This is a genomic window from Hydrogenophaga sp. SNF1 (assembly GCF_034421675.1).
GTDB classification, from domain to species: Bacteria; Pseudomonadota; Gammaproteobacteria; order Burkholderiales; family Burkholderiaceae_C; genus Hydrogenophaga; species Hydrogenophaga borbori.
In genome coordinates this window covers 927,412-942,411 of record NZ_CP139793.1, presented here as the reverse complement: position 1 = coordinate 942,411, position 15,000 = coordinate 927,412, and the positions used below count along the sequence as shown (strand labels likewise).

Below are 15,000 nucleotides of genomic sequence, written 5' to 3'. Positions count from 1 at the left end.
CCTCGATGTTCCGTGGGTGTTCAGGCTCGATGGCGCGGCCTCAGGCCGGCTTTTCCTCGCCGATCAGCAGCATGTTGTCGGACACGTAGTAATGCGGCGGGATCTCGAGGTTGTCGGGCGCGGGCTTGTTCTGGAACACGCGGCCGGCCAGATCGAACGTCGAACCGTGGCAGGCGCAGAGGAAGCCACCCAGCCAGTTGTCCGGCAGCGAGGGCTGCGGGCCGGGCGTGAACTTGTCGCCGGGCGAGCAGCCGAGGTGGGTGCAGATGCCGATGGCCACGAGGATTTCGGGCTTGATCGAGCGGGTGCGGTTCTTGGCGTACTCGGGCGTGGGGAACGCGGTGCGCTCGGACTTCGGATCGGCCAGCTGGGCCTCGTCCTTCTCCAGCGTCGCCAGCTGCTCGGGCGTGCGGCGCATCACCCACACCGGCTTGCCCCGCCATTCCACGATGCGCTTCTCGCCCGGGGCAATGGTGGAGACGTCCACCTGAACCGCCGCGCCCGCGGCCTTGGCGCGCTCGGATGGCTGGAAGGAACTCACGAAGGGCACGGCGACAGCCGCGGCACCCACGCCACCCATGGCGCAGGAGGTGATCAGCCAGGTCCGGCGACTGTTGTCCACAGCGGCCTTGCCTTGGTTGGCGGGAGCTTCACTCATGGGGGACTTTCTCGTCTTGCGGGAGGGGAATCAGGGACAACCCGGCATTGTACTGGACCATGTCAAGGGTCCAGCCGGGTTTTGCCCGGGGCCCACCACCGGGGCGCGCCGGAATTCGCGTGTGACAATGCGCGCCCGACCACTACCCCCCCGGAGAAGGCACATGGGCATGATGCAGGAGTTCAAGGAGTTCGCCGTCAAGGGCAATGTCATCGATCTGGCCGTGGGCGTGATCATCGGCGGCGCCTTCGGCAAGATCGTCGGCTCACTGGTGGACGACGTGATCATGCCGGTGGTGGGCCTGGTGTTCGGCAAGCTCGACTTCAGCAACCTGTTCCTGGTGCTGGGCACGGCACCGGAGGGCACGGCCCGCACCCTGGCGGCCATGAAACAGGCTGGCGTGCCGGTGCTGGCGTATGGCAGCTTCATCACCGTGGCCATCAACTTCCTCATCCTGGCGTTCATCATTTTCCTGATGATCAAGCAGGTCAACCGCCTCAAGCGCGAAACCCCGCCGGCGCCCCCCGCAGCGCCCGCCGCGCCGCCCGAGGACATCGTCCTGCTGCGCGAAATCCGCGACAGCCTCAAGAAGTAAGGCCCCCGCCCTCCGGGGCGGCGGCCAGCGCGGCGTCGATGGCTGCCAGCAGGCTGTCCGCGCTGGCGCGCCCGCTGCCGGCGATGTCGAACGCCGTGCCATGGTCCGGGCTGGTGCGCACGAACGGCAGGCCCAGGGTGGTGTTCACGCCGTGTTCCAGGCCCAGCAGCTTCACGGGAATGAGCCCCTGGTCGTGGTACATCGCCACGACCACGTCGAAGGCGCCCTGGCGCGCCCGCATGAACACCGTGTCCGGCGGGTGCGGCCCGCTGGCCGCGATGCCCTGGGCGCGCGCCGCCCGCACAGCAGGCGCGATCGCTTCGATCTCTTCGCGCCCGAACAACCCACCCTCCCCCGCGTGCGGGTTCAGCCCAGCCACCGCAACGCGGGGCTGGGCCAGGCCGGCGCGGCGGAAATGCGCGTCGGTGATGCGGATGGTCTCCAGCACACCGTCGGTCGTCACCGCGGCCAGGGCCTCGCGCAGCGAGACGTGGATGCTCACCAGCACCGTGGCCAGGCCGGGCGCGCTGAGCATCATGCGCACCGGCAATGCCGCCGCGGACACGCCCTGGTGCCGCGCCGCGAGGGCCTGCAGCAGCTCGGTGTGGCCGGGGTAAGGTTCACCGGCCGCCGCCAGCGCCTCCTTGTGGATGGGTGCCGTGACCAGGGCGCGCGCCCGGCCGTCCAGCGCCGCCTGGGCCCCCTGGCGAATGGCCGCCGCCGCCGCCCGGCCCGCCGCCGCGCTCACCTGGCCCCAGGCCGGTGGCACCAGCGCGTCTCCCGCCTGCCACACGCCCACGGCGCCGGGCGGCAGCCCGGCCCATTCGGCGGGTTCTTCCAGCTCGGCCAGCACCAGCCCCCTCTCGGCCGAGTCGGGCACCACGCCCAACCGCGCCGCGCGCCGCAGGCAGGCCATGTCGCCCACCACCACCACCTCGCGCCGCAGCGCGGGCCGCTCGCGCAAGGCGCGCCAGACGATTTCGGGGCCGATGCCCGCGGGATCGCCCATGCTGATCAGGACCGGGCGCTTCGCCATCACGCGGGGTTGGGAATGTCGATGAAGCGGTGCTCGAGGCCCAGCGCCGAGGCCACGTGGGCGGCGACGGCGGGGGCGCCATAGCGCTCGCTGGCGTGGTGCCCGCAGGCCAGGTAGGCCACGCCGCATTCGCGGGCGTAGTGGGCCTGGGGCTCGGAGATCTCGCCGGTGATGAAGGCGTCGGCACCGGCCGCGATGGCGGCCTCGAAGTAGCCCTGGGCCCCGCCCGTGCACAGTCCGATGCGGCGCACCGTGTGGCCCGGCGGCGCCACCAGCGTCACCGGCCGCCCCAGGGCCTGTTCCACATGGGCCGCCAGCGCCTCGGCCGGTGCTGCGGGGCGCTGCCCCACGAAGCCAAGCGATTGGTCGCCGAAGCGCACGCCGTCCTCCAGCGCGATGTCCAGCACCCGGGCGAGTTGCGCGTTGTTGCCCAGCGTGGGGTGAGCGTCCAGCGGCAGGTGGTAGGCGATCAGGTTGATGTCGTGCGCCAGCAGGCGCGACAGGCGCTGCTTCATCCAGCCGGTGACCCGCCCGTCCTGGCCGCGCCAGAACAGCCCGTGGTGCACGAAGATGGCGTCGGCCTGCACCTCGATCGCGGCCTCGATCAGCGCCAGGCTGGCGGTGACGCCGCTGATCAGGCGGCGAACCTGCGCCCGCCCCTCCACCTGCAGGCCATTGGGCCCGTAGTCCTTGAACGGCGCGGGCTGCAGCAAGGCGTCAAAGGCGTGAACCAGGGTGTCTCGGGTGGTGCTCATGGGGGGAAGCCTGCGCGCGGCGGCTTGAAAAGCGGCATTCTGACAGCCACATACCCCTCAGCCGAATGCGGGACAATTCCACTCTTTCCTCCGCCGACTTTTCCATGAAACGACTCTGGCTCGTGTTTGCCCAAACCGTCACCGTGCTGGTGGCGGTGTTCTTCGTGGTGGCCACGCTGCAGCCGCAGTGGTTGGGCCGGCGCTCGCTGCCCTCGGTGGTGCCGGTGTTCGAAGCGCCGTCCAGCGCGCCCGCCGCGGCCGACCCAGGCACCGTGAGCCTGCGCGCCGCCGCCAAGACCGCCTCGCCGCCAGTGGTGAGCATCAACACCAGCAAGGCGCCGGCCAACAACCCGCACAGCGTCGACCCCTGGTTCCGCTTCTTCTTCGGCGACCAGGCCAACAGCCAGCCGCAGACTGGCCTGGGCTCGGGCGTGATCGTCAGCCCCGCCGGCTACGTGCTCACCAACAACCACGTGGTCGAGGAAGCCGACGAGATCCAGGTCAGCCTGAACGACGGCCGCCAGGCCGCCGCCAAGGTGATCGGCACCGACCCCGAGACCGATCTCGCGGTGCTCAAGATCGAGCTGCCCGACCTCCCCGTCATCACCCTGGGCAACTCCGACGGCCTGCAGGTCGGCGATCCCGTGCTGGCGATCGGCAACCCCTTCGGCGTGGGCCAGACCGTCACCAGCGGCATCGTCAGCGCCCTGGGCCGCACCCAGCTCGGCATCAACACCTTCGAGAATTTCATCCAGACCGACGCGGCCATCAACCCCGGCAACTCGGGCGGCGCCCTGGTCGACGTGCAGGGGCACCTGATGGGCATCAACACCGCCATCTACTCGCGCTCGGGCGGCTCCATGGGCATCGGCTTCGCCATCCCCACGTCCACCGCGCGCAGCGTGATGGAGGCCATCGTCAAGGAGGGCAAGGTCACGCGCGGCTGGATCGGCGTGGAGCCGCAGGACCTCACGCCCGAACTCGCCGAGAGCTTCGGCGTGGGCCGGCGCAGCGGCGTCATCATCACCGGCGTGCTGCAGAACGGCCCGGCGGCCCAGGCCGGCATTCGCCCGGGCGACGTGATCACGGCCGTCAAAGGCCAGGAAGTGAAGAACGTGCCGCAGCTGCTGGCGGCCGTGGCGGCGCTGCCGCCGGGCGAGAAGGCCCGGCTCGACGTGCTGCGCCGCGAAGCGTCGATGCAGATCGACGTGACGCCCGGCCGGCGCAACATCGCGCAGCAGACCATCAACCGCCGCTGAGGCCCCTGGCCTGCGCCGCGTCCGCCGTCAGGACGCGGTCTTCTCGTCGCTGGCCTCTTCGCCCTCGGCCTGCGTGCGCTTGACGAACAGCTGCGCACCCCAGATACCGGCTTCGTACAGCACGATCATGGGCACCGCCAGCGCCAGCTGCGAGATCACGTCGGGCGGCGTGACGATGGCGGCGACGATGAAGGCGCCGACGATGAAGTAGCCGCGGAAATCCCGCAGCTTCTGCACCGACACCATGCCCATCTTCACCAGCAGCACCACCACGATGGGCACCTGGAACGCCAGGCCGAACGCCAGGTACAGGCCCAGGATCGCCTCGACGTAGGAAGCGATGTCGGGCGTGGCGGCCACGCTGGCCGGCGTGAACTTCTGGATGAAGCCGAACATCTTGTCGAGCACGAAGAACTGCACGAACGCAATGCCCGCGTAGGCCAGCAGGCTGCCCAGGGTGATCAGCGGCACGGCGAAACGCTTCTCGTGGCTGTACAGGCCCGGCGCGATGAAGGACCAGAGCTGGTACATCCACCAGGGCAGCGACAGCAGCACCGCCGCCATGGCCAGCACCTTCAGCGGCACGAAGAACGGCGAGAACACGCCCACGGCGATCAGCCGCGCCTCGGGCGGCATGTGGGCGCGGATGGGAATGGCGATCAGGTCGATGAGGCCGCTGGGGCCGGGCCACAGGGCCAGCGCGGCCATGCACACGGCCAGGCCGATGATGCTGTAGATCAGGCGGTCGCGCAGCTCCATCAGGTGCTGCACGAAAGGCTGTTCGGTACCGGCCAGCTCGTCGTCGGAATCGGGCTTGTTGGACATCAGGGCTTGCTGGACGGGCGGGGCCGGAAACGCGCCACGCGCGCGGCGCCCGACTGGGTGCGGGTGCGCACGCCCGTGCGCGCCTTGAACCACTGCGGCACGGCCTTCTGCTTCAGGCGGAAGTTCTTCTTCGGGTGTCGGTAGACCGGGTACACCCCTTGCCCGATGGCGTTCATGGCGTCCGCCTCGGTGGGCTCGCGCAGGGGTTCGTTGTCGAGGCCGGCGGTGGCATCCGACCAGGATTTCTCGAAATCGCTGGCACCGGACTCCACGGAAGACTGCACGTCGCGCGCCGCGGTCTCCACGGAGTCCTTCATCTTCTTGAGCTCTTCGAGCTCCATGGACCGGTTGACCTCGGCCTTGACGTCGGCCACGTAGCGCTGGGCCTTGCCCAGCAGCGCACCCACGGTGCGTGCCACACGCGGCAGCTTCTCGGGGCCGATGACGACGAGCGCCACTGCCCCGATGAGCGCGAGCTTGGATATGCCGAGGTCGATCATGGATCAGCCGCTGCGCCAGCGGCCCCGCCCGGTGCGCCCGTGGGGATCACGGGCCAGGAAGGGGCGCGGGCGAGGCGCCTCAGCTCTTTTGCTTGGCTTCGACGTCGATGGTGCCCTTGTCCGCAGAGCTGTTCTGCGTGACCTGGGCCGTGGGAGCGGCCGTGTCGGCGGGGTTCTGGCCGCCTTCCTTCATGCCGTCCTTGAAGCCCTTGACGGCGCCGCCGAGGTCGGAGCCGATGTTCTTGAGTTTCTTGGTCCCGAACACCATGACCACGATGAGCAGCACGATGAGCCAGTGCCAGATGGAAAACGTACCCATGTCAATCTCCAGAGAGGTGGGGTGAGCGCGCGCGCAATCCTGGGATTCTAAGCCGCCACCCGGGGTTCAACCGGCCATCCCGGCATGACACCGCGGGCCACAGGGATCAGCCCCGCACCCAGGGGCGGGGGCCGCCGATGACGTGCAGGTGCAAGTGGTGGACTTCCTGTCCACCCTCCTGGCCCGTGTTGCACACGATGCGGAATCCGCCTTCGGGATAAGGGTTGCAGCCCTGCTCCATCGCCAGCCTGGGGGCCAGGGTGAGCAGGCGGCCCATCAGGCGCTCGTGCTCGGGCCCGACCTGGGCCATGGAGGGGATATGCGCCTTGGGCACCATGAGGAAATGCACCGGCGCCCAGGGATTGATGTCGTGGAAGGCGAACACCTCATCGTCCTCGTAGACCTTGCGGGACGGGATCTGGCCGGCGACGATCTTGCAGAAGATGCAGTTCGGGTCGTGTGCGCTCATGGGTCGGTGGGCTTATTGCGGCATGGGGCGGTTGGCGTTCATGTTCACCATGCCCTTGACGATGCGGTAGAGAAACCAGATCGAGATCAGGCACCAGGCGATCCAGCCGGGCACGAAGAGCAGCAGCCAGAGGGGGATCGTCACCACGTACAGGATGGCGGCCCAGATGACCGAGCGGATGCGCCAGGAGAAGTGGCTGGCCTGCCAGGTGCCGGCGGCCTCGCCTTGCTTCACCAGGTCGATGATCAGCGCCACGATGAGCAGCGCGATGCCCGGCTGCGCCGAGGGCAGCACCGCGCCGACCGCCACGATGAGGTGCAGGATGTAGCTGAGCCAGCCCACGCTCTTGAGCGACTGGGCTTTCTCGTTGTCGGTGGTTTCCACGTCGATCACGTCGCTCATGGCATCACTCCTTCGCTTCGCGTTCGCGCACCTTGCGCAGGGCTTTTTCTTCCAGGCCACTCAGACCTTCGCGGCGCACCAGCTCGGCCACCACGTCGGACGGCCCGAGCCCGAAATGGGCCAGGGCGATCATGCTGTGGAACCAGAGGTCGGCCGTTTCGTTCACCAGCTTCTGGCGGTCGCTGCCGCCGTGCTCCAGGTCCTTGGCGGCCATCACGGCCTCGGTCGCTTCCTCGCCGATTTTCTTGAGGAAGGCCTCGGGGCCCTTGTGCAGCAGGCGCGCGACGTAGCTTTTCTCGGGATCACCGCCGTTCGCGGGCTTGCGGCTCTCGATCACGGCGGCCAGACGGGCCAGATCGTCGGTGCTGGTCAATTGGATACCTCCGCGCAGCGCGCTGCGGTGCGAGCGACGTCGGACGGCCGTGCGTCGCTCATGCCTATTTGTAGATGGATTCCGGGTCTTTCAAGACCGGCTCCACGGTGACCCATTGGCCGTTCTCGTGGCGCTGGAAGAAGCAGCTGTGTCGGCCGGTGTGGCAGGCGATGCCCGGCTCGTGCCCCAGCTGCGTGACCTTGAGCAGCACCACGTCGTTGTCGCAGTCCAGGCGGATGTCGTGCACGGTCTGCACGTGGCCGGACTCCTCGCCCTTGAACCAGAGCTTGCGGCGCGAGCGGCTGTAGTACACCGCCCGGCCCAGTTCGGCCGTCTTGTGCAGGGCTTCGCGGTTCATCCAGGCAAACATCAGCACGTCGCCGGTGGCGGCTTCCTGCGCGATCACGGGCACCAGGCCCTGCTCGTCCCATTTCACGGCGTCGAGCCAGTCCATCACAACCTCACCGGAATGCCGCGCTCGGCCATGCGGGCCTTGGCCTGCGCGACCGTGTATTCGCCATAGTGGAAGATGCTGGCGGCCAGCACCGCGTCGGCGCCGCCCTGCTGCACGCCGTCGGCCAGATGGTCCAGGTTGCCCACGCCGCCGGAGGCGATGACGGGCACGCTCACCGCGTCGGCCACGGCGCGCGTGAGCGCCAGATCGAAACCCGACTTGGTGCCATCGCGGTCCATGCTGGTGAGCAGGATCTCGCCGGCGCCGAAATCGGCCATCTGCCTGGCCCAGGCCACGGCGTCGAGCCCGGTGTTCTTGCGGCCGCCGTGGCTGTAGACGTCCCAGCCCTGGCCGTCGGCGCGGCACTTGGCGTCGATGGCGACCACGATGCACTGCGCGCCGTACTTGTCGGAGGCGTCGCGGATGACCTGCGGGTTGGCGATGGCCGCCGAGTTGAAGCTGGTCTTGTCGGCGCCCGCGTTGAGCAGGCGGCGCACGTCTTCCACCGTGCGCACGCCGCCGCCCACGGTGAGCGGGATGAAGACCTGAGAGGCCACCGCTTCGATGATGGGCAGGATCAGGTCGCGGCCGTCGCTGGTGGCGGTGATGTCGAGGAAGGTGAGCTCGTCGGCGCCCTGCTCGTTGTAGCGCGCCGCGATTTCCACCGGGTCGCCCGCGTCCCTCAGTTCGACGAAGTTCACGCCTTTGACGACACGGCCGCCGGTGACGTCCAGGCAGGGGATGATGCGTTTGGCGAGCATCAGGCCACGGCGCCGGGCCGCCCCCCGCAAGGCCGCCCCCCCTCGGGGGGCAGCGAACACACGAAGGGATGAGCGTGGGGGCGCAAATTAGCCATTCAGTTCGTCCGCGAGCTGCTGCGCGGCCTCGAAATCGAGGTCGCCGCTGTAGATGGAGCGGCCGCAGATCACGCCCTCCACGCCTTCGTCTTCCACCGCGCAGAGCTGGCGGATGTCGTCGAGCTTGGACAGCCCCCCCGAGGCGATGACCGGGATGGACAGGGACTGCGCCAGCTTGACCGTGGCCTCGATGTTGATGCCGCTGAGCATGCCATCGCGCCCGATGTCGGTGTAGATGACGGATTCGACGCCGTAGTCTTCGAACTTCTTCGCCAGGTCGACCACCTCGTGGCCGGTGAGCTTGCTCCAGCCGTCGGTGGCGACCTTGCCGTCCTTGGCGTCCAGGCCCACGATGATGTGGCCGCCGAAGGCCGTGCAGGCGTCCTGCAGGAAGCCGGGATTCTTCACCGCCGCGGTGCCGATGATCACGTAGCGCAGGCCGGCGTCCAGGTAGCGCTCGATGGTGTCGAGGTCGCGGATGCCGCCGCCGAGCTGCACATCCACCTCGCTGCCGATCTCCTTGAGGATGGCGCGGATGGCCTGCTCGTTCTTCGGCTTGCCCGCGAAGGCGCCGTTCAGGTCGACCAGGTGCACGCGGCGTGCGCCTTTGTCGACCCAGTTGCGCGCCATGGCGGCCGGGTCGTCACTGAACACCGTGGATTGGTCCATGTCGCCCTGTTTGAGGCGAACGCAGTGGCCGTCCTTGAGGTCGATGGCGGGAATCAGCAGCATGGTCTTGGGCAGGCGCGGGTGCGCGGCTCAGGGGTTCCAGTGGAGGAAGTTGCGGTAGAGCGCGAGACCTTGGTCCGCGCTCTTTTCGGGGTGAAACTGGGTCGCAAAAATGTTAGCGCGCGACACCGCAGCTGCAAAGCGGCCGCCGTAGTCCGCTTCGCCGACCACGTGCTCGGGCCGCTCGGGCCGCGCGTAGTAGCTGTGCACGAAGTAGAAGTAGGCCCCGTCGGCAATGCCCGCCCACAAGGGGTGCACGCCGCGCCCCAGGTCGTGGAACACCCGGTTCCAGCCCATCTGCGGCACTTTGTAGCGGCTGCCGTCGGGCTGGCGCTGGCCTTCCAGCTCGAAACGCACCACCCGTCCGGGGATCAGGCCCAGGCCCTCGGTGGGCCCTTCGTCGCTGCGGTCCAGCAGCATCTGCATGCCCACGCAAACGCCGAACAGCGGCTTGTGCGCGCAGGCGTGCAGCACCGCGTCCTTCAGGCCCGAGGCCGCGAGCGCGCGCATGCAGTCGCCCATGTGGCCCTGGCCAGGCAGCACCACGCGCTCGGCGGCCATCACATCCTCGGCGCGCTGGGTCACGACCACTTCCACACCGCTGCCGCGCGCGGCGTGCAGCACGGCCTGCGACACCGAACGCAGATTGCCGCTCTCGTAGTCGACGACGGCGACCGTCCTGGCTTTCATCACGGGGAAGGGAACGGGTTCAGAGCGAACCTTTGGTGGAGGGGATCACGTCGCCCAGGCGGGGATCGCGCTCGAGGGCGAAACGCACGGCGCGCGCGAAGGCCTTGAACACCGTCTCGGCCTGGTGGTGCGCGTTCTCACCGTGCAGGTTGTCCACGTGCAGCGTGACGCCAGCGTGGTTCACGAAGCCCTGGAAAAACTCGTAGGTGAGCTGGGTGTCGAAGGCGCCGATCATGCCGGCCTTGAAGGGCACGCGCATGTGCAGGCCAGGGCGACCGGAGAAGTCGATCACCACCCGCGAGAGCGCCTCGTCGAGTGGCACGTAGGCGTGGCCGTAGCGGCGAATGCCCTTCTTGTCGCCCACGGCCTTGGCGAAGGCCTGGCCCAGGCTGATGCCCACGTCTTCCACGGTGTGGTGGCCATCGATGTGCAGGTCGCCCTTGGCGATGATCTCCAGATCGATCAGGCCGTGGCGCGCGATCTGGTCGAGCATGTGGTCGAAGAAACCAATGCCGGTGGACAGCACGGCGACGCCGCTGCCGTCCAGGTTGATGCGCACGCCGATCTGCGTTTCGTTGGTATTGCGCTGCACCTGGGCGGCGCGGTCACCGGGACCCGGCGTGGGGAAAGTGGGCGTGGTGGAGGTCATATGGCGGTCTGCAGGGCCTGGATGAGCCGGGCATTCTCGTCGGGGGTACCCACGGTGAGCCGCAGGCACTGGGCCAGCAGCGGGTGCATTTTAGAAACATTCTTCACCAGCAAGCCGCGTGCCTTGAGGCCATCGAAGGCGCGCTGCGCGTCGGGTACCCGCACCAGCACCATGTTGGCCTCGCTGGCAAAGGCCTGAACCTTGGGCAGGCGGGCCAGCGCGGCCATCAGCGCGTCGCGCTGCTCGCGGATCACACCCGCTTGCTGGGCGAACACCTCGGCGTGCTCCAGCGCAAACAGCGCGCACTCGGCGTTGAGCACGCTCACGTTGTAGGGCGGGCGCAGCTTGTCGAACTCGTGCACGAGGGCCGCCGGGCCCAGCAGGTAGCCGATGCGCACGCCGGCCAGGCCGAACTTGGAGAGCGTGCGCATGAGCAGCACGTGCGCGTTGGCCTCGGGCCGGGCGCGCATCTCGTCCAGCCAGGTGTGGCTGGAGAACGGCTGGTAGGCCTCGTCCACCACCACCAGCCCGCCGAAGCGGGCGGCCTCGGCGATGAGGCGGCGCATGACGTCCGGGTCGAAGCGGTTGGCCGTTGGGTTGTTCGGGTACGCCAGGTAGGTGATGGCGGGCTGGTGCGCGCGCATCGCGGCCCGCATGGCGGCCTCGTCGAGCGCGAAGTCGGCGGTGAGCGGCACGCCGTGGAAGGCCAGGCCCTGCAATTGCGCGCTCATGGCGTACATCACGAAGCCGGGCAGCGGGGCCAGCAGGCTGGCGCCGGGCAGGTCGCAGCCCATGGCCAGCAGGGAGATCAGCTCGTCGGAGCCATTGCCCAGCATCAGCGCGTGGCCGGCGGGCAGGTCCACGTAGCGCTCCAGCGCGCGCTTGAGTTCGTCGATGCGCGCACCAGGGTAGCGGTTGATGGCCACGGCGCCCAGGCGCCGACCCAGCTCGGCCTGCAGCTCGGGCGGCAGGGGGAAGGGGTTCTCCATCGCGTCCAGCTTGACCAGGCCGGCCGATTCCTGGATGGCGTAGGCCTGCATGGACTGGATGTCCTGGCGGATGCGCGCGAGCGGGTTGGGGTTCACGGGGCTGTTCATCGGGGATCGCCTCGCATCGGGGGCACGGTGGGCAGGCGGAGTTCGGCGGCGCGCGCGTGCGCCTGCAGACCTTCGCCGTAGGCCAGTTCGGCGGCCACGGTGCCCAGGGTCTGCGCGCCCCGCTCGCTCACCTCGATCAGGCTGCTGCGCTTCTGGAAGTCGTACACACCCAGCGGCGAGGAAAAGCGCGCGGTGCCGCTGGTGGGCAGCACGTGGTTGGGGCCGGCGCAGTAGTCGCCCAGGCTTTCGCTGGTGTAGGCGCCCAGGAAGATGGCGCCCGCGTGCTTGAGCAGCGGTTCCCAGCGGTGCGGCTCGGCGCTGGACACCTCCAGGTGCTCGGGCGCGATGCGGTTGCTGATGGCGCAGGCCTCGTCCATGTCGCGCGTGAGGATCAGCGCGCCGCGGTCGTTGAGGCTCTTGGCGATGATGGCCGCGCGCGGCATGGTGGGCAGCAGGCGGTGGATCGCGGCCATCACGGCCTCGATGTAGGCCGCGTCCGGGCACAGCAGGATGCTCTGCGCGAGCTCGTCGTGTTCGGCCTGGCTGAACAGGTCCATGGCCACCCAGTCGGCCGGCGTGCTGCCGTCGGCCAATACCAGGATCTCGCTCGGGCCGGCGATCATGTCGATGCCCACGGTGCCGAAGACGCGCTTCTTGGCGCTGGCCACGTAGGCGTTGCCCGGGCCGGTGATCTTGTCGACCTTGGGCACGGTGGCGGTGCCGTAGGCCAGCGCGGCCACGGCCTGGGCGCCGCCGATGGTGAAAGCGCGCGTGACGCCGGCCACGTGGGCCGCCGCCAGCACGAGTTCGTTGCGCTCGCCGCGCGTGGCGGTGGCGGCGCCGCTGCCACCTTCCACGCCACCGGTCGCCACGCTGCCGCGCACGGGCGTGGGCACCACCATGACGATCTCGGGCACGCCGGCCACGTGCGCGGGCACGGCGTTCATGATCAGGCTGGACGGGTAGGCCGCCTTGCCGCCGGGCACGTAGATGCCCACGCGGTCCAGCGGCGTGACCTTCTGGCCGAGCAGGGTGCCGTCCTCGTCTCGGTAGCTCCAGCTCTCGCCGTTGGCCTTCTTCTGCGCCTCGTGGTAGCGCCGCACGCGCGCGGCCGCGGACTGCAGGGCTTCGCGCTGGGCGGCGGGCAAGGCGTCGAAGGCGGCCTTGAAATCGGCCTGGCTGAGTTCGAGCTTGTCCACGCCGCTGGCCTGCAGGCCGTCGAAGCGCGCGGTGTACTCCAGCACGGCCGCGTCGCCGCGCTGGCGCACGTCGGCCAGGATGTCGGCCACCCGCTGCTCGATCGCGTGGTCCGTCTCGCTCGACCAATGCAGGCGCTCGGCAAAGCGCGCCTCGAAATCGGGCTGAGTGGTGGACAGGCGAAGAGGCTGGGCGGTCAGGGTCATGCGGTGGCGGGCTCCACGGCCCGGGCGAAGGCGTCGATGAGCGGGCGCAGCCGCGCCTGCTTGAGCTTGAGCGCGGCCTGGTTGACCACCAGGCGCGAGCTGATGTCCATGATGCGTTCGACCTCGATCAGGTTGTTGGCCTTGAGCGTATTGCCGGTGGACACCAGGTCCACGATGGCGTCGGCCAGGCCGGTGAGCGGGGCCAGTTCCATGCTGCCGTAGAGCTTGATCAGGTCCACGTGCACGCCCTTGCTGGCGAAGAACTCGCGCGCGATGGCGGTGTACTTGGTGGCCACACGCAGGCGCGAGCCCTGGCGCACGGCCGAGGCGTAGTCGAAGTCGGCCCGCACGGCCACGCTGACGCGGCAGCGCGCGATGTTCAGGTCCAGCGGCTGGTACAGGCCCTGGCCGCCGTGTTCGATCAGCGTGTCCTTGCCGGTCACGCCGAGGTCGGCGCCGCCGTGCTCCACGTAGGTGGGCACGTCGGTGGCGCGCACCAGCACCACGCGCACGTCGGCCTGGCTGGTGGGCAGGATGAGCTTGCGCGACTTCTCGGGGTCTTCGAGCACCTCGATGCCGGCCGCGCGCAGCAGCGGCAGGGTCTCGTCGAAGATGCGGCCTTTGGACAGGGCAAGCGTGATGGACGGGCTCATTTGACGCGCTCGATGTCGGCGCCGATGGCGCGCAGCTTCACTTCCATCTGGTCGTAGCCGCGGTCCAGGTGGTAGATGCGGTCGACGGTGGTCTCGCCCTCGGCCACCAGGCCGGCGATCACCAGGCTGGCCGAGGCGCGCAGGTCGGTGGCCATCACGGTGGCGCCGGACAGGCGCGGCACCCCCTCCACCATCGCCACCTTGCCCTCGGTCTGGATGCGCGCGCCCAGGCGCACCAGCTCGTTCACGTGCATGAAGCGGTTCTCGAAGATGGTTTCGGTCACCTTGCTGGTGCCCTCGGCAATGCAGTTGACGGTCATGAACTGCGCCTGCATGTCGGTGGGAAAGCCCGGGTACTCGGTGGTGCGGAAGCTCTGCGCCTTCATGCGGCCCGAGGCGCGGATGCGGATGAAAGGCCCGGCCGCGTTGGCGCCCGCCTCGATCTCCGCGCCCGCCTCGGTGAGCTTGTCGATCACCGCGTCGAGGTGGTCGGCGCGGCCGCAACGCAGCAGCACGTCGCCGCCGGTGGCGGCCACCGCGCACAGGAAGGTGCCGGCCTCGATGCGGTCGGCCACCACCTGGTGGTCGCAGCCGCGCAGGCGGTCCACGCCCTGCACGTGGATGCGGCTGGTGCCGTGGCCTTCGATCTTCGCGCCCATGCGGATCAGCATCTCGGCGAGGTCGGTCACCTCGGGCTCCTGGGCGGCGTTCTCCAGCAGGGTTTCGCCCTCGGCCAGGGCCGCGGCCATCAGGAAGTTCTCGGTGCCGGTGACAGTGACCATGTCGGTGGCGATGCGCGCGCCGTGCAGGCGCGAGCGGCCCTGGGGCAGGCGCGCCACCATGTAGCCGTGCTCGACCACGATCTCCGCGCCCATGGCCTGCATGCCCTTGATGTGCTGGTCGACCGGGCGCGAGCCGATGGCGCAGCCGCCGGGCAGCGAGACGCGCGCGCGCCCGAAGCGCGCCAGCAGCGGCCCCAGCACCAGCACCGAGGCGCGCATGGTCTTCACCAGGTCGTACGGCGCCTCGGGGTTCAGACCGTCCGGCGCCTGCAAGCGGATGCCCCCGCGCTCGCCCAGCGTGTCGGTGCGCACGCCCATGTTGTTGAGCAGCTGGCGCATGGTGGCCACGTCGCGCAGGCGCGGCACGTTGGTCAGCGTCACGGCCTCCTCGGTGAGCAGGGCCGCACACAGTTCGGGCAGCGCGGCGTTCTTGGCGCCAGAAATCGGCACCTCGCCGCTGAGCTTTCGGCCGCCGCGGATCAGCAGTTTGTCCAT

The 15,000-nt window shown here is 69.3% G+C and carries 20 protein-coding genes; 2 read left to right on the top strand and 18 right to left on the bottom strand.

What is annotated here, in order from left to right; all coding sequences use genetic code 11:
- Nucleotides 1-40: 40 nt before the first annotated feature.
- A complete protein-coding gene (petA, locus tag SOM08_RS04575) occupies nucleotides 41-658 on the bottom strand; it encodes a ubiquinol-cytochrome c reductase iron-sulfur subunit (RefSeq protein ID WP_070399129.1) in 618 nt (205 codons plus the stop codon).
- Between the two features lie 163 nt (nucleotides 659-821).
- Here petA and mscL point away from each other — a divergent pair, with 163 nt between their 5' ends.
- Entirely contained in the window at nucleotides 822-1,253 is a 432-nt protein-coding gene (gene mscL, locus SOM08_RS04570) for a large conductance mechanosensitive channel protein MscL (RefSeq protein WP_116958350.1), read from the top strand.
- On the opposite strand, the gene pdxA is transcribed toward mscL, so the two are convergent.
- A complete protein-coding gene (gene pdxA / locus SOM08_RS04565; protein WP_322470128.1) occupies nucleotides 1,243-2,289 on the bottom strand; it encodes a 4-hydroxythreonine-4-phosphate dehydrogenase PdxA in 1,047 nt (348 codons plus the stop codon). The two genes, mscL and pdxA, sit on opposite strands and share 11 nt — an antisense overlap.
- Nucleotides 2,289-3,044, bottom strand: a complete 756-nt coding sequence (locus tag SOM08_RS04560; protein ID WP_322470127.1) for a Nif3-like dinuclear metal center hexameric protein — start codon at nucleotides 3,042-3,044, stop codon at nucleotides 2,289-2,291. The genes pdxA and SOM08_RS04560 overlap by 1 nt, the downstream gene beginning before the upstream one ends.
- A 104-nt stretch (nucleotides 3,045-3,148) precedes the next feature.
- On the opposite strand from SOM08_RS04560, the gene SOM08_RS04555 reads away from it, so the two are divergent.
- Entirely contained in the window at nucleotides 3,149-4,303 is a 1,155-nt protein-coding gene (locus tag SOM08_RS04555; RefSeq protein ID WP_116958353.1) for a Do family serine endopeptidase, read from the top strand.
- Between the two features lie 27 nt (nucleotides 4,304-4,330).
- On the opposite strand, the gene tatC is transcribed toward SOM08_RS04555, so the two are convergent.
- The 15 genes from tatC to murA form a co-directional block, all read right to left on the bottom strand.
- Complete coding sequence (gene tatC, locus SOM08_RS04550) at nucleotides 4,331-5,128, bottom strand: twin-arginine translocase subunit TatC (protein WP_116958354.1); 798 nt, start codon at nucleotides 5,126-5,128, stop codon at nucleotides 4,331-4,333.
- Entirely contained in the window at nucleotides 5,128-5,628 is a 501-nt protein-coding gene (tatB, locus tag SOM08_RS04545; protein ID WP_070399133.1) for a Sec-independent protein translocase protein TatB, read from the bottom strand. The genes tatC and tatB overlap by 1 nt, the downstream gene beginning before the upstream one ends.
- Before the next feature lie 79 nt (nucleotides 5,629-5,707).
- The gene (tatA, locus tag SOM08_RS04540; protein ID WP_116958355.1) at nucleotides 5,708-5,947 is read right to left on the bottom strand and encodes a Sec-independent protein translocase subunit TatA; all 240 of its coding nucleotides are present in this window, start codon (nucleotides 5,945-5,947) and stop codon (nucleotides 5,708-5,710) included.
- Between the two features lie 106 nt (nucleotides 5,948-6,053).
- Nucleotides 6,054-6,416: a histidine triad nucleotide-binding protein gene (locus SOM08_RS04535; protein WP_116958356.1), complete on the bottom strand. Its 363-nt coding sequence runs from the start codon at nucleotides 6,414-6,416 to the stop codon at nucleotides 6,054-6,056.
- Nucleotides 6,417-6,428: 12 nt separating this feature from the next.
- Nucleotides 6,429-6,818 carry a DUF4870 family protein gene (locus tag SOM08_RS04530; protein WP_116958357.1) on the bottom strand — a complete coding sequence of 130 codons (390 nt, stop codon included), beginning with the start codon at nucleotides 6,816-6,818 and terminating at the stop codon, nucleotides 6,429-6,431.
- 4 nt (nucleotides 6,819-6,822) lie between these two features.
- The gene (locus SOM08_RS04525; protein ID WP_116958358.1) at nucleotides 6,823-7,191 is read right to left on the bottom strand and encodes a phosphoribosyl-ATP diphosphatase; all 369 of its coding nucleotides are present in this window, start codon (nucleotides 7,189-7,191) and stop codon (nucleotides 6,823-6,825) included.
- Between the two features lie 64 nt (nucleotides 7,192-7,255).
- Nucleotides 7,256-7,645 carry a phosphoribosyl-AMP cyclohydrolase gene (gene hisI / locus SOM08_RS04520; protein ID WP_116958359.1) on the bottom strand — a complete coding sequence of 130 codons (390 nt, stop codon included), beginning with the start codon at nucleotides 7,643-7,645 and terminating at the stop codon, nucleotides 7,256-7,258.
- Nucleotides 7,645-8,406, bottom strand: coding sequence for an imidazole glycerol phosphate synthase subunit HisF (gene hisF / locus SOM08_RS04515; RefSeq protein WP_116958360.1), 762 nt, complete (start codon nucleotides 8,404-8,406; stop codon nucleotides 7,645-7,647). Before hisF ends, hisI begins: the two co-directional genes overlap by 1 nt.
- Before the next feature lie 87 nt (nucleotides 8,407-8,493).
- Nucleotides 8,494-9,234 carry a 1-(5-phosphoribosyl)-5-[(5-phosphoribosylamino)methylideneamino]imidazole-4-carboxamide isomerase gene (gene hisA, locus SOM08_RS04510; protein ID WP_116958361.1) on the bottom strand — a complete coding sequence of 247 codons (741 nt, stop codon included), beginning with the start codon at nucleotides 9,232-9,234 and terminating at the stop codon, nucleotides 8,494-8,496.
- A gap of 27 nt (nucleotides 9,235-9,261) precedes the next feature.
- The gene (hisH, locus tag SOM08_RS04505) at nucleotides 9,262-9,921 is read right to left on the bottom strand and encodes an imidazole glycerol phosphate synthase subunit HisH (protein WP_116958362.1); all 660 of its coding nucleotides are present in this window, start codon (nucleotides 9,919-9,921) and stop codon (nucleotides 9,262-9,264) included.
- Between the two features lie 19 nt (nucleotides 9,922-9,940).
- Complete coding sequence (hisB, locus tag SOM08_RS04500) at nucleotides 9,941-10,570, bottom strand: imidazoleglycerol-phosphate dehydratase HisB (RefSeq protein WP_116958363.1); 630 nt, start codon at nucleotides 10,568-10,570, stop codon at nucleotides 9,941-9,943.
- Entirely contained in the window at nucleotides 10,567-11,667 is a 1,101-nt protein-coding gene (gene hisC, locus SOM08_RS04495) for a histidinol-phosphate transaminase (protein WP_116958364.1), read from the bottom strand. The genes hisB and hisC overlap by 4 nt, the downstream gene beginning before the upstream one ends.
- Nucleotides 11,664-13,070, bottom strand: a complete 1,407-nt coding sequence (gene hisD / locus SOM08_RS04490; protein ID WP_116958365.1) for a histidinol dehydrogenase — start codon at nucleotides 13,068-13,070, stop codon at nucleotides 11,664-11,666. The genes hisC and hisD overlap by 4 nt, the downstream gene beginning before the upstream one ends.
- A complete protein-coding gene (gene hisG / locus SOM08_RS04485) occupies nucleotides 13,067-13,723 on the bottom strand; it encodes an ATP phosphoribosyltransferase (protein WP_116958366.1) in 657 nt (218 codons plus the stop codon). Before hisG ends, hisD begins: the two co-directional genes overlap by 4 nt.
- The gene (gene murA / locus SOM08_RS04480; protein ID WP_116958367.1) at nucleotides 13,720-15,000 is read right to left on the bottom strand and encodes a UDP-N-acetylglucosamine 1-carboxyvinyltransferase; all 1,281 of its coding nucleotides are present in this window, start codon (nucleotides 14,998-15,000) and stop codon (nucleotides 13,720-13,722) included. The genes hisG and murA overlap by 4 nt, the downstream gene beginning before the upstream one ends.

Bases quoted from the DNA above. Each gene is read 5' to 3' on its own strand.
- petA (WP_070399129.1), bottom strand. From the start codon at position 658: ATGAGTGAAGCTCCCGCCAACCAAGGCAAGGCCGCTGTGGACAACAGT.
- mscL (WP_116958350.1), top strand. From the start codon at position 822: ATGGGCATGATGCAGGAGTTCAAGGAGTTCGCCGTCAAGGGCAATGTC.
- pdxA (WP_322470128.1), bottom strand. From the start codon at position 2,289: ATGGCGAAGCGCCCGGTCCTGATCAGCATGGGCGATCCCGCGGGCATC.
- SOM08_RS04560 (WP_322470127.1), bottom strand. From the start codon at position 3,044: ATGAGCACCACCCGAGACACCCTGGTTCACGCCTTTGACGCCTTGCTG.
- SOM08_RS04555 (WP_116958353.1), top strand. From the start codon at position 3,149: ATGAAACGACTCTGGCTCGTGTTTGCCCAAACCGTCACCGTGCTGGTG.
- tatC (WP_116958354.1), bottom strand. From the start codon at position 5,128: ATGTCCAACAAGCCCGATTCCGACGACGAGCTGGCCGGTACCGAACAG.
- tatB (WP_070399133.1), bottom strand. From the start codon at position 5,628: ATGATCGACCTCGGCATATCCAAGCTCGCGCTCATCGGGGCAGTGGCG.
- tatA (WP_116958355.1), bottom strand. From the start codon at position 5,947: ATGGGTACGTTTTCCATCTGGCACTGGCTCATCGTGCTGCTCATCGTG.
- SOM08_RS04535 (WP_116958356.1), bottom strand. From the start codon at position 6,416: ATGAGCGCACACGACCCGAACTGCATCTTCTGCAAGATCGTCGCCGGC.
- SOM08_RS04530 (WP_116958357.1), bottom strand. From the start codon at position 6,818: ATGAGCGACGTGATCGACGTGGAAACCACCGACAACGAGAAAGCCCAG.
- hisI (WP_116958359.1), bottom strand. From the start codon at position 7,645: ATGGACTGGCTCGACGCCGTGAAATGGGACGAGCAGGGCCTGGTGCCC.
- hisF (WP_116958360.1), bottom strand. From the start codon at position 8,406: ATGCTCGCCAAACGCATCATCCCCTGCCTGGACGTCACCGGCGGCCGT.
- hisA (WP_116958361.1), bottom strand. From the start codon at position 9,234: ATGCTGCTGATTCCCGCCATCGACCTCAAGGACGGCCACTGCGTTCGC.
- hisH (WP_116958362.1), bottom strand. From the start codon at position 9,921: ATGAAAGCCAGGACGGTCGCCGTCGTCGACTACGAGAGCGGCAATCTG.
- hisB (WP_116958363.1), bottom strand. From the start codon at position 10,570: ATGACCTCCACCACGCCCACTTTCCCCACGCCGGGTCCCGGTGACCGC.
- hisC (WP_116958364.1), bottom strand. From the start codon at position 11,667: ATGAACAGCCCCGTGAACCCCAACCCGCTCGCGCGCATCCGCCAGGAC.
- hisD (WP_116958365.1), bottom strand. From the start codon at position 13,070: ATGACCCTGACCGCCCAGCCTCTTCGCCTGTCCACCACTCAGCCCGAT.
- hisG (WP_116958366.1), bottom strand. From the start codon at position 13,723: ATGAGCCCGTCCATCACGCTTGCCCTGTCCAAAGGCCGCATCTTCGAC.
- murA (WP_116958367.1), bottom strand. From the start codon at position 15,000: ATGGACAAACTGCTGATCCGCGGCGGCCGAAAGCTCAGCGGCGAGGTG.